General features: G+C 42.0%; 11 protein-coding genes. 7 read left to right on the top strand and 4 right to left on the bottom strand.

The window, feature by feature from the left end; translation table 11 throughout:
* Positions 1 to 15: 15 nt before the first annotated feature.
* Positions 16 to 2076, bottom strand: a complete 2061-nt coding sequence (locus VIM89_RS00745) for a TonB-dependent receptor (protein WP_488154201.1) — start codon at positions 2074 to 2076, stop codon at positions 16 to 18.
* Positions 2077 to 2253: 177 nt separating this feature from the next.
* Here VIM89_RS00745 and VIM89_RS00740 point away from each other — a divergent pair, with 177 nt between their 5' ends.
* Positions 2254 to 4152, top strand: a complete 1899-nt coding sequence (locus tag VIM89_RS00740; RefSeq protein ID WP_488154200.1) for a T9SS type B sorting domain-containing protein — start codon at positions 2254 to 2256, stop codon at positions 4150 to 4152.
* Position 4153: 1 nt separating this feature from the next.
* Here the strand turns inward: VIM89_RS00740 and VIM89_RS00735 are convergent, their stop codons facing one another.
* Both VIM89_RS00735 and VIM89_RS00730 read right to left on the bottom strand, forming a co-directional pair.
* Complete coding sequence (locus VIM89_RS00735; protein WP_488154199.1) at positions 4154 to 5410, bottom strand: hypothetical protein; 1257 nt, start codon at positions 5408 to 5410, stop codon at positions 4154 to 4156.
* Between the two features lie 45 nt (positions 5411 to 5455).
* Entirely contained in the window at positions 5456 to 6733 is a 1278-nt protein-coding gene (locus VIM89_RS00730) for a hypothetical protein (RefSeq protein WP_488154198.1), read from the bottom strand.
* Positions 6734 to 6872: 139 nt separating this feature from the next.
* Between VIM89_RS00730 and VIM89_RS00725 the strand changes: the two genes are divergently transcribed.
* Positions 6873 to 7562: a VIT1/CCC1 transporter family protein gene (locus VIM89_RS00725; protein WP_488154197.1), complete on the top strand. Its 690-nt coding sequence runs from the start codon at positions 6873 to 6875 to the stop codon at positions 7560 to 7562.
* Between the two features lie 109 nt (positions 7563 to 7671).
* Here the strand turns inward: VIM89_RS00725 and VIM89_RS00720 are convergent, their stop codons facing one another.
* Positions 7672 to 8193: an NADPH-dependent FMN reductase gene (locus tag VIM89_RS00720; protein ID WP_488154196.1), complete on the bottom strand. Its 522-nt coding sequence runs from the start codon at positions 8191 to 8193 to the stop codon at positions 7672 to 7674.
* Positions 8194 to 8474: 281 nt separating this feature from the next.
* On the opposite strand from VIM89_RS00720, the gene VIM89_RS00715 reads away from it, so the two are divergent.
* The 5 genes from VIM89_RS00715 to VIM89_RS00695 all read left to right on the top strand — a co-directional run.
* Entirely contained in the window at positions 8475 to 9278 is an 804-nt protein-coding gene (locus tag VIM89_RS00715; protein ID WP_488154195.1) for a ParA family protein, read from the top strand.
* Positions 9279 to 9282: 4 nt separating this feature from the next.
* Complete coding sequence (locus VIM89_RS00710; RefSeq protein WP_488154194.1) at positions 9283 to 10185, top strand: ParB/RepB/Spo0J family partition protein; 903 nt, start codon at positions 9283 to 9285, stop codon at positions 10183 to 10185.
* 2 nt (positions 10186 to 10187) lie between these two features.
* On the top strand, positions 10188 to 10850 hold the full coding sequence (locus VIM89_RS00705) for a DUF5683 domain-containing protein (RefSeq protein WP_488154193.1): 663 nt from the start codon (positions 10188 to 10190) through the stop codon (positions 10848 to 10850).
* A gap of 82 nt (positions 10851 to 10932) precedes the next feature.
* Entirely contained in the window at positions 10933 to 11685 is a 753-nt protein-coding gene (gene dapB / locus VIM89_RS00700) for a 4-hydroxy-tetrahydrodipicolinate reductase (RefSeq protein ID WP_488154192.1), read from the top strand.
* A gap of 18 nt (positions 11686 to 11703) precedes the next feature.
* The coding region (locus VIM89_RS00695; protein ID WP_488154191.1) for a DUF5684 domain-containing protein at positions 11704 to 12186 on the top strand (483 nt) is incomplete at its 3' end.

Here is a 12186-nt window from a genome sequence, read left to right as displayed (position 1 = left end):
TTAGTGCTCAACCAACTAAAGCGTCAGCTTTATCCCCACGTAGTAATTTCTTGGCGCTGCAGCGTTGTAATAACGGTTTCCTACCGCGTTCAGGTCGTCTCCCAAACTGTATTTCTCGTTCAACAGATTATCGATACCAGCATAGATAGACAGTCTTGTTTTGTTATGAGTCAGTGGTTCCCATCCTACTTTTGCTTCTACCAAATCGTAGTGTCCGGCATAAGCTGTATTCGCATCATTCAAAGGCATACGTGCCGTATAATTGTATTGGGCAAATACATATATCCGCTCAGGAAACTTCACCTGCATGTTGGTAATAAAAACCTGGTTAGGTACACCTGTTAATTGCTTGCCTGTACCCCTGAATGAAAACCGGTCCAGCGTGACTGACTCATTAAATTGTAATCCGCGAATAAAATTCACATTGTTTTGACGGATGATCCAATCACTGAAATATAGTTCCAGTCCGGGTTGATTGGTGCCACCTTCGTTGATGTAATACTGCGTACCGTCAGCATTCTCTTGCTGAACAATGGCATTATTAAGCCGGTAATAAAACACCGAAGCATCCAGGAACATGCTTTCATCGGCATTACGCAGGCGGAAACCTGTCTCATAATTCCATCCATCTTCAGCCTGTAAACTGGTATTGATAATATTATCCGTCGGCCTTATCTCGGCAGTAGTTGGTGTAGAATAACCGCGACTTATCGATGCCCTCCAGATAAAATTGTTAGTCAGCTGATACGATGCAGCCAAACGCGGCATCAATTGAGGTGTAAAATGTCGATTGGTAAAATCCGTCTCATCATTTGGATACACATTTCTGAAATTGTAATCATAGAAATTGAGGCTTAGTGCAGCCTCTATATGCAGTTTCCGGTTTATATCCGCCAGGTACCGTGCAAAAAAGAAATGCTGATTGGTATTGATCTTGTCGAGCGTTTGGGCAGTATCTCTTGCGCCTGCCGCATTCCCGTAGTTATTAATATCCGAGTTGGTTTGCTGCCATTCTACGCCCAGGTTCACTTTCCAGTTAATAACTGAGTCTGGTTTTCCGCTTAATTCAAAATAGCTTCTCAGGCCATAAGTTCCCTCATATCGCTGCTCGTAGTTGGTGATGAACGGATTTTTAAAATCAACATAACTGCCAAAGATAGAAGTGACGTTTTTGATACTATTGCTGATGTGCCACTCGTTTGCCAGTCCGCCTATCCACATTTTCTGGTAAATAGCTGCTTTCTGTTGAACAGAGCCGGGGATGGTTTTAGTCGGCAATCGCGCCTGCTGCGGATCAGCCTGGAACTGAGCCAGTGTTAATCCGCCCGGCGTTTCGTAACCCAGATCAGAATAAAAACCAAGGAATTTAAGCTGATCAGCTTTAGAAAAAGTCACTTTATCTACTGCCTGAATATAATTGCGGTCCATGTAACTATGCTGACGATAGCCGCCATAAGTTTCATAAGCCTGGCTAATGTTTAATTGATTATTACCTGAGATGTTTTGCAGAGCAGTATTCTCATGAAAAAGCCCATAGGAGCCGCCATTTAATTCTGCAGATAAGTAGTTGCTGTTATTATAACGGTTAACCGGACTGATCAGCACCACACCACCTGAGTTGGCCCCAAACAAACTGCCATCAGGCCCTTTTAGTATTTCAATGCCTTGTACACTATTTACATCAATGGCATTCAGGTAGGTATTGCCCCCGGCATCGGTTAAAGGTATTTCATCATAATAGATCTTCACATCGCGTACGCCGAATGGTGATCGTAATAAACTCCCCCTGATGGACAACCGGTAACTTCCCGGCGAGCGTTCCTCCATACGAACTCCCGGCACCGTATTCATTGCTGATACCAGTGAATTTTCGGGTTGTAAACTCAGTTGTGATGGACTTAATACAGCGACTGAAGCTGGAACGCTTAAAACAGGTTGTTCAATCAGGTAGCCTTTCACTGTGAGCTCGGTTAAATGCCTGGTAGTATCCTTCTTTAATGTATCTGTCCTGCTTTGAGAAAGGCTAATAAAAGGAACGGCAACAAAAAGTAAAATTGGAAGGTAGATTTTCGTCATAAGCATCAACTGGGGCTACAACAAATGTAACCCTTTATCCGGCAAAAAGTCCCTGTGTAACAAAGAATTTGGCAAGCACAGAAATACACCGGTTAAAATATTATTTTTGAAGTTGGGCATTTTGCCGGCCAATTAATGCGACCAAAAAGCACTAATCTGTTTTTATTTTTTCTGCTAATGTTGTTTACGACAACTTCTGTCGCTCAAACCTGTTCAGGCAGTCTGGGCGATCCCGTCATTAATCAAACTTTTGGCTCAGGCTCAAATCCCGGCGCAGCTTTGTCGGGTGGCATAACTAACATGTCTTACACAACCGACAAATGCCCTGAAGATGGCTTTTATACCATCGCCAATAGTCTTGTAAGCAATTGTTATAACACCTGGCACAATGTTACAAGCGATCATACAGGCAATCCCAACGGTTATATGATGATTGTTAATGCCAGCTTTCAGCCCAGCATCTTTTTTACGCAAACGGCTAATGGCCTGTGTCCCAACACCACCTATGAGTTTTCGGCCTATATTCTTAATCTGGTCACACTTGCAGCAAGCGATCCAACCGTAATTAAACCCAATATTACCTTTTCCGTTGAAACGAGTTCAGGCCAAGTGTTGAAAACCTATAATACCGGTGATATACCGTTTACAGCCTCGCCACAATGGAACAAATATGGCACTTACTTCGTCACTCCTGCAGGAGTAACCGACGTAGTAGTAAAAATGACTAACAATGCCCCCGGCGGCAACGGCAATGACCTGATACTGGACGATATTGCATTCAGGGCTTGCGGACCAATTGTACAGACCGGCTTTGGCGATCTGACATCAACTGCCCCTCAAAATATATGCGAAGGAGGTAATGCCAGATATACGTTACAAGCTAGCGTGGGCGCCGGGTATAATAACCCGTTCTTACAATGGCAGGTAAACAAAGACAACGCCGGTTGGACAAGCATTTCCGGACAAACCAGCACTACATTCAATTTAAATATCACCAGTGCCCAAACCGGCATTTATCAATACAGGCTTGCTGTAGGCGAAGGTGAAAACATATTATCGCCCACCTGCAATGTAAGTTCCGAACCGCTTACTATTATGGTAAATCCGTTACCGGTTGTACAAACAGTTGCGATACAAACTGTTTGCGAAAGCGATGTGCTAACACTCACAGCTACCGGAGGAGCGAGCTACACCTGGACAGGACCAGGCATTGCTGCAAGTAATCAAAACCCTCTTGTAATTAATAATATCAGCACCGCAAATGCAGGGGCTTACACTGTTGTAGCGACATCGGCTAGTGGTTGTACAAGCGCTCCTGTACAGACTATGGTGAAGGTTGTACCCAAAGTAGTAGCTGTTGTAGGTAATAGTCCGACGATATGTGCCGGCGAATCAACCCGCCTTTCAGCATCGGGCGGCCTTTATTATAAATGGACGCCATCAGACGGATTAGATCATGATGATATTGCCAACCCGGTAGCCAGTCCTGCGCAGACCACAACTTATGCGGTTAGGGTTAGTAATGACGGTTGTTATGATGGTACAAAGTCGGTCACAGTAACTGTAAACCAAAACCCCGTAGCCAAAGCCGGTGGTGATAAAGTACTTTTTGAAGGCCAGTCAGTACAATTGAATGGCTCGATTACAGGCGACAATATCACCAATTATTACTGGACGCCAACAACCGGGCTGGACAATCCGAATTCCATCACGCCAAACGCCAGTCCGAAGGATGATATAACCTACACTTTTAATGTCATATCGCAAACTTGCGGAACCTCAGCCAGTTCGGTTTCTGTGCGTGTTTATAAAAAGATCACCATCCCCAATGCCTTTACCCCAAACAATGATGGCATCAATGACCTGTGGGACATTGATGCCCTGATCACCTACCCATCCTGCCTTGTTTCCGTATTCGACCGTAACGGGCAAAAAGTATATCAAAGTATTGGCTACCCCAAACCTTGGGATGGCACGCGTGGGGGCACCCCACTGCCAGCCGGAACATATTATTATATTATCGATCTGAAAAACAATACACCTAAATTATCCGGCTGGGTGGTAATTTTGCGTTAAACTATTTAAATAAGTAGTTTACACCCGCCTGGTAGGTGGTAACTGCATTTTTTACATAAACAAGTTCTGAGATCGGCGCAGATGGAGTAAAGCCTCCATAAATCTCTATCCTTTTATTCAATACTATGCCGGCCTTTAACGGAAATGACCAATAAGCTTTTGAAAGCTCCGGGGATTTGTCCAGAACAAGAGAAGGGAACGAATTATACACTGTTACGGTTTTATAATCTCCGTAGCTTGCAAGGTTAAACGCAATACCGGCATCAATAAATATCTTCAATTTATCTTCATTATATATGTTATAAACTGCCTGTGGCGCAATTGACATATTATATTGCTTAAACTTCAAAGTCGAGGTTCCCGAAGTGTTGCCAATATCTGTAGTTACAAACTTATATTGTCCATTAATTGAAAAAGATACCCCGGCCCGTAAATAAAATTTTTGAATATTCTTATTTATCAGAAAATCGACCCCTGCATTTATAGCCGGTGACGTACTGCTGCTTGCCGGCGATTTTGCAAAATCTATATTTCCTGTAAATTTCGATTGCGTGTAGTTTATCCCTGCTCCGGCAAAAAACCTTATACCAAATAAATTAGGTGTAGTGAATTCATTAGAAGATTTACCATTAATATCCTGTGCAACCCTGGTCATATCGCTTTCAGAATAGTCACTTTGTGCTATTTCAGCGCTGATATGGTCACTATTAATATTATTTTTTTGCAATATATTTTGCAGTTGTGTACGATACCTCCTGACACGCTGTATAACGTTATCCTTATTTAAGTCAGAATAGGCATGATAAAGCAGTTCATATGGTTCGCTTTCCCCACTCTCCAATATGTAATACCGGGATTTTAAATTGTCCTTGAGTGAGTACAAAGTCAAGTAACGGCCTTTGTTCAGCAGTCTCAAAAACACTGTATCAACACGGGAACTTGTATCAAGGTATGTGTTCATATTGTTTATTTCTACAGGGTCTTGGCTTGCAGTCACAATATACCGCTGATAATATAATTGCCCCGTTACTCCAAAAGCTGTAATATCGTTAACAGAAAAGTTCTCCTCTTCAGATTGTTTTATCTCTTTTTTAAAAGCAACGGTTTTAGGGCTATTATCCCACTCTTTATAATTGATATACCCTTTGGTAGTATCACCTTTTGAATTTACAACATACCCGGCTTTGTAATTACTTTGAGAATAACTTAATGATGGGAATAACAAACTAACAAACAAAAAAAGATAGATCGATTTCATTGATCGGATTATAGATTAGATATTAATAAATTGAATAATTAGCTTTTACCAGAAATAATAGTTCACCCCCACCTGTTCGCATGTTGATGATAACATAAAATAACCCTGGTTAGTTAATGATGCGCCCGTTAGGTATTGCCCGTAGATACCCCAATGTTTATTGAATTGCGCTCCTACTTTAAAAACAAACCCATTATCGGTTGAATTAAATAAATAGGGCTCATTAGCCTCTATGTCGGCAGCAGAATTTGGCCTGCTTTGAGAGCCAAGGTATGGATTAGAAAATGTAAAGAAATTGAATGCCAATCCCACGCTGCCATATATTTTCAAATTTTCGGCATTATAAAAATTATACAATAGCTGCGGAGAAATAGTTAAGGCCAATTCATTAAATGATGCCTCAAATGGCACATATGGAGAAACCTTCAGTTGATACATTGATTTGAACTGGCTTTGAGCAACCCCTGCCTCAATACGGAATTGAAATTGCCGCGTAGACGGGTTGACAAAAAAGTTTAAACCAGCATTTGCTGCAAAACCCGCCGATGTATAAGACCGCCCACCACCCGCATAAAAAGCGCTTGCCTGATTGGTAGTTATTTGATTGGAATTAAATCCTGCCCCTACAAAAATATTAAATATCGGGCCTTTATCACCGCCTGCTTTTTTTAAATCATCCTTTGATAAATTATTGATACGGCCCGCTATTTTCAGTACATCATTTTCATTATATCCCATGTGTTCAATATCCCATTGCAAACTGCTATTCAAAATGCCGTACTTATTGGCTAAAGCGTATAATTGCTTCATATAAGTATTTTCAGTTACTGTTGTTCCACTTTGCCCTCCGGTGTTGTAATACAACCTGTAAACCAATTCCTGAGGTTTAAAACCGGGAGTTTCTCCAAAGAATAACCGTAGCTTAAGCGCGTCAGTATAAGAATATACCGATATATTTTTGCCGTTTTGCAATATCCTCAAAAAAACAGTGGCAACACGCGAACTGGTATCCCTCTGGGAAGAAAGGTGATCCTTGTCAGGATTATCCATGCTTATTGCGCCAGTGTAACTTTGATATTTTTCAAGCCCTGTAATACTAAATGTGCTTATATCAGCAGTTGTAAATTTTTGCGGGTCGCGGTCTGAAACAGTTGTTTTAAAACTGATTGCATCAGGGTTTGTACCCCACTCACGATAATCGATAAATCCCTTTAGCGTGTCGCCTTTAAGATTTATAACATAACCGGGTTTGTAATTGCTTTGCGCGTAAGACAGGATTGGTAGCAGAACAGTACTGAGCAGTACTTTGTAAAAACATTTCATGTAATAAAGTGGTAAGGTTGATTAATCGGTAAAAATTTATTGGATAAAAATAATCATTTTCATGAAAAAAGCTAATTCAGACTAATCATAAATAACAATTTGATACTCAAAACGATAATCATACTTGTACTTTTAACCTATGCATCACGAACATCATTTAAAAAGCTCCGATACGATAAAAGACATTGTGATCGGCATGTCTGACGGTTTAACCGTGCCCTTTGCCCTGGCCGCAGGGTTGAGCGGGGCCATTACTTCGTCGGGCATCGTAGTCACCGCGGGCATAGCAGAAATTGTAGCCGGATCAATAGCCATGGGTTTGGGTGGTTTCCTGGCGGGGAAAACAGAATCAGACCATTATAACTCTGAACTGAAAAGAGAATATGATGAAGTAGAAAGGGTGCCGGAACAGGAAAAAATGGAGGTCCGTGAAGTATTTGCCGGATTTGGTATATCAGAACATTTACAACACGAAATAGCCAACGAAATGGCCAAAGACAAAGATGCCTGGGTTGATTTTATGATGCGTTATGAACTCGGCCTCGAGAAACCCGAAGCAAACCGGGCCACTAAAAGCGCTATCACTATCGGGCTATCTTATATAGTTGGGGGTATCATCCCTTTATCACCCTACTTCTTTATAAAAGATTCACAGCAGGCTTTGTATTACTCCTGTGCTATTACCTCTGTTTGCCTGTTTGTATTTGGGTTCTTCAAAAGCAAAGTAACCGGACAACCGCCATTATCCGGAGCATTTAAGGTGCTGATCATCGGTGCACTTGCCGCAGCCGCCGCATTTGGCATGGCTAAGGTGATTAATGGGAAGTAGTTGTATTGGTTGTAGAAGTTGTAATAGTTGTAAAGGTTGAAAATGTTTTTTGCAAAATCATTGAGGTAATTAACCACTGCAACCTTTACAACCACTTCAACTTTTACAACTAAAACCGAACAAACTTATCAATCTGTTCGTTGGTAAACTTCAGGGTATCTTCTTTAAAGAAATTGCCTTCGGCATCCAGTTCTTTGTGGACTGAAGGGATATGGATCTTTAAAGGCATTATATGCAGATGAATATAGTTGCAAATGCCGGTAAAATGGTCAACCCCGCGGATGTTGCCGTATCTGCCGGATGACACGCCTACCAGAGCAGCCTTCTTTTCATAAAAGCTTTCAGGAAAAGAACAGGCATCTATAAATACTTTAAGCACACCCGGAAAACTGCCATTGTATTCAGGGATGATGAACAGAAATTTATCCGTTTTGGCGATTATGTCCTGGATAGGTTCAAATTCCTTACTACGCTTGCCATAAAGGTCAGTTTCGATAATATTTGGCGGCAATTGCGCCAATGAAAACAATTCGGCATCCGCGCCTTTCTCCTTTAATTTCCGTTGGTAATATTGGGCAACCTTAAGCGTTGAACTTCCGGGGCGATTGGTAGATGATATAACGGTGATCATTGTTTAATTAGTGAATGTGTGAGTTAGTGAATGAGTGATTTAATATGCCTACGAGCTTAAATTATAAGAACTTACAGAACCATACTAATCACGATTCAAACCATTCGCTAATTCACTAACTCACTAATTGCTTTTGTTTGTAATTTGCCATAAGCTGTGGATTTCTGTATAGTTAAAATATGTATCTTTAGCCCGGTAAATTACCTTTGCGAAGGTAGAAATTTCTGCTTTCATTTCGCGTTGGTATCAACCTGCACCTGTAAAAAAATTGGAACATACGAATGAGTAAAATTATTGCTTTAGCCAACCAAAAAGGCGGCGTAGGAAAAACTACATCCTCCATTAACCTGGCTGCAAGTTTGGCAGTTCTGGAATACAAAACACTACTGGTTGATGCCGATCCGCAGGCAAATTCAACATCAGGTATAGGCTTTGACCCGCGCACCATCAAGAATAGCATTTATGAATGTATCATAAATGATATCGATCCGCATGATGCTATTCAGAAAACCGAAACACCAAATCTCGACCTGCTGCCGGCCCACATCGACCTGGTAGGCGCCGAGATAGAAATGATCAACCTGGTTGACCGGGAATACAAAATGAAAGCAGTACTGGACAGTGTGCGCAGTGAGTATGATTTCATCATTATCGATTGCTCGCCATCATTGGGCCTCATCACCATTAATGCGCTGACCGCAGCAGATTCTGTGATCGTACCGGTACAATGCGAGTACTTCGCCCTTGAAGGATTAGGCAAACTCCTGAATACGATAAAGATTGTCCAAACCCGCTTAAATACAACACTGGAAATTGAAGGCATATTGCTGACCATGTATGATGTAAGGTTACGCCTTTCAAACCAGGTGGTCGAAGAAGTAAAAAATCATTTCGAAGACATGGTTTTTGAAACAATTATTCAGCGCAATACGCGTTTAAGCGAAGCGCCCAGCTTTGGAATGTCGGTTATTATGCACGACGCCAACAGCAAAGGCGCCATCAATTACCTTAACCTGGCCCGCGAAATTGTGCGAAAAAACGGAATGTTAAAAGGCGAAACCATCGCCACAACAGAAACTATATAAGTAAATGAGTGCAGAGAAGAGAAATGCTTTGGGTAAGGGATTAAGCGCCCTGTTGAATGATTCTGTAAACGTACTTCCGAATAAAAATGAGATTGGCACAAGCACCGAAGCAAATGCAATGGGCTCTGTCAACGAAATAAAGATAGCCGAGATAGAAGTTAATCCATTTCAGCCACGTACTGATTTTGACCAGGATGCTTTAACCGAACTGGCTGATTCCATAAAATTACAGGGCTTAATTCAGCCTATTACTGTAAGAAAGGTAAATGCCCATAAATTTCAGCTGATATCAGGCGAGCGCCGTTTGCGTGCGTCAAAATTAGCCGGATTGACACAAATCCCTGCTTACGTACGCACAGCCAACGACCAGCAGATGCTGGAAATGGCCCTGATTGAGAACATTCAGCGCGAAAACCTGAATGCGATAGAAGTTGCCCTGAGCTTTCAGCGGATGATCGACGAGTGCAGCCTGAAGCAGGAGGAATTGGGCGAACGCGTTAGCAAAAACCGTTCGACAGTAACCAATTACCTGCGTCTGCTAAAATTGCCGCCAACTATCCAGGCATCTATCCGCGATAACCAGATCAGCATGGGTCATGCTAAGGCGCTGATATCTGTTGCAGACCCTGCAAAGCAATTGTATATCCATCAGCTGATCATTCAGCAGGAGCTATCTGTTCGCAAGGTGGAAGAAATGGTGCGCGAAATGCAAAAGGCGCCTGTAAAAAAGGAAGGCAAACAACCTGAACCATTGTCATTCCAGGTACAAAAGATACAGGACGACCTTGCATCAAAATTCAGCACAAATGTTAAACTAAAATTAAACAGCCAGGGAAAGGGCAGTATCGAAATCCCTTTCTTATCCGAGGATGATCTTAACCGCATCCTCGAAATGCTGGATTGGTAAGCATGTATAAATGTTTGTTCATTTTCTGGTTACTGTTGGGATTGGCTGTTGCTGCAAAAGCTCAACAGCCGGATACCGTTGCTGTGAAAAACAAGAAAGACAGTCTGCAACGGGTGAAGGATTCGGTAACCTCAAAACGCTACTATCCTAAAATCACCAAGGAAAAAATCTATCACCCTGATAGCTTGCATGATCCGCATAAGGCGGTAATGCGTTCGCTGATGATACCCGGCTGGGGACAATTGTATAATCACCGCTGGTGGAAAGTGCCGCTTATCTATGGAGGCTTAGGTTTGCTGGGTGATGTGGTTGTATATAATCAACACTGGTACAAGATCTTTTTGACCGAGGCCCTGCTTCGCGAAAAGGGTATAGTTGGTACCAGCCAGAATAATTCCCTGCTCGTTAATGTATCGAATGATGACGTGGTTACTTACACCAATAGTTACCGGCGCGACCGTGACCTGGGCATATTGGGTTTTCTCGGCGGCTGGGGCATACAGATGATTGATGCCTACATCGATGCCAAGTTTATCAGGAGTTACACAATGGATAACAATTTATCTTTTAAAATAAGCCCGGGAACAATAGGACAGCCTTCGTATACATTAAACAACAATACCGCATTTATTCCGGCTGTAAAAATTACCTTTACACTTAAATAAGTCGCTAAATATCCTATCCGAACCAAGACTTACATAGAATAAAATATATATTTACGCCTGCTGTTAACAATAACCACAAGTAATGAACATTGCATTATTAGGATACGGTAAAATGGGTAAGATCATTGAGAAGATCGCTACCGACCGTAAACATAATATCGTTTTAAAGATCGACCACGATAACAAACAGGAGCTTACTACTGAAAATCTGAAAAAGGCAGATGTTGTGATTGAGTTTACCATGCCAGCGTCCGTTTTAAGCAATATACAGCATTGCTTTGACGCTGGCGTACCGGTAGTTGTGGGCACCACTGGTTGGTATGAGCACCTGGCACAGGTAAAACAAAATTGCGTTGAAAGCGAAAGCACTTTATTATATGCATCCAACTTTAGCGTTGGTGTAAACATTTTCTTCCACATCAACAGGAAGCTCGCAAAGCTGATGAATAACTATCCTTATTATGATGTACAGGTAGAGGAAATACATCACACCCAAAAACTGGACTCGCCAAGCGGAACAGCCATTACCATTGCCGAAGGAATAATCGATAACCTTGACCGCAAAAAAGATTGGGTAAACGTATTAACAGCCGAAGGCAATGACGCCGACGACAACAGCCTGAAAAATGAGCAGGTGCTAATCGAATCATTCCGTATTGACAGCGTACCGGGTACCCATACGGTGATCTATGACTCGGAGGTAGACACCATCGAGTTTAAGCATACTGCACATAACCGCAATGGATTTGCCCTTGGAGCTGTATTAGCAGCTGAGTGGGTTCACAATAAAAAAGGCTTTTTCTCTGTTCAGGAGATGTTCAATTTTGATATTTAATCATTAAAAATTACCAGCGTGAGTGTTATAGAGCTTATCATTTTCCTTGTATTATACATTATACTACCATTTGTTGGCTTTGCGAAGTTGTTTGAAAAAGCGGGCCGTCCCGGTTGGCAGGGTTATGTCCCGATTTATAACGCTTACGTAATCATAGAACTCACAGGCAAGCCAAAGTGGTGGATCATTTTAATACTGATCCCCGGCATCAATGTGCTGGCAATTATTGGGCTTACCATCGACTTGTTAAAATCATTCGGTAAGTTCTCGCTGCGCGACTGGTTTGCCGGGGTGATATTACCATTTATCTATCTGATCAAATGGGGCAACGATAAGACAACTAAATACCTCGGTCCATCGCAAACACCTGAATTCAAAGAAAAATACAACAAGCAGTTAAAAAAATCAGCAACCCGCGAGTGGACAGAAGCCATAGTTTTTGCGGTGTTGGCAGCAACCATAATCCGTACATTCTTTATTGAAGCCTATGTTATTCCAAGC

The organism is Mucilaginibacter sp. (assembly GCF_036568825.1).
In the GTDB taxonomy this organism is placed as follows: Bacteria; Bacteroidota; Bacteroidia; order Sphingobacteriales; family Sphingobacteriaceae; genus Mucilaginibacter.
This window is presented reverse-complemented; position numbering and strand designations above follow the sequence as displayed.

What these genes read in the sequence shown, in the direction of transcription:
- VIM89_RS00745 (WP_488154201.1), bottom strand. Translation starts at nt 2,076, where the DNA reads ATGACGAAAATCTACCTTCCAATTTTACTTTTTGTTGCCGTTCCTTTT.
- VIM89_RS00740 (WP_488154200.1), top strand. Translation starts at nt 2,254, where the DNA reads ATGTTGTTTACGACAACTTCTGTCGCTCAAACCTGTTCAGGCAGTCTG.
- VIM89_RS00735 (WP_488154199.1), bottom strand. Translation starts at nt 5,410, where the DNA reads ATGAAATCGATCTATCTTTTTTTGTTTGTTAGTTTGTTATTCCCATCA.
- VIM89_RS00730 (WP_488154198.1), bottom strand. Translation starts at nt 6,733, where the DNA reads ATGAAATGTTTTTACAAAGTACTGCTCAGTACTGTTCTGCTACCAATC.
- VIM89_RS00725 (WP_488154197.1), top strand. Translation starts at nt 6,873, where the DNA reads ATGCATCACGAACATCATTTAAAAAGCTCCGATACGATAAAAGACATT.
- VIM89_RS00720 (WP_488154196.1), bottom strand. Translation starts at nt 8,193, where the DNA reads ATGATCACCGTTATATCATCTACCAATCGCCCCGGAAGTTCAACGCTT.
- VIM89_RS00715 (WP_488154195.1), top strand. Translation starts at nt 8,475, where the DNA reads ATGAGTAAAATTATTGCTTTAGCCAACCAAAAAGGCGGCGTAGGAAAA.
- VIM89_RS00710 (WP_488154194.1), top strand. Translation starts at nt 9,283, where the DNA reads ATGAGTGCAGAGAAGAGAAATGCTTTGGGTAAGGGATTAAGCGCCCTG.
- VIM89_RS00705 (WP_488154193.1), top strand. Translation starts at nt 10,188, where the DNA reads ATGTATAAATGTTTGTTCATTTTCTGGTTACTGTTGGGATTGGCTGTT.
- dapB (WP_488154192.1), top strand. Translation starts at nt 10,933, where the DNA reads ATGAACATTGCATTATTAGGATACGGTAAAATGGGTAAGATCATTGAG.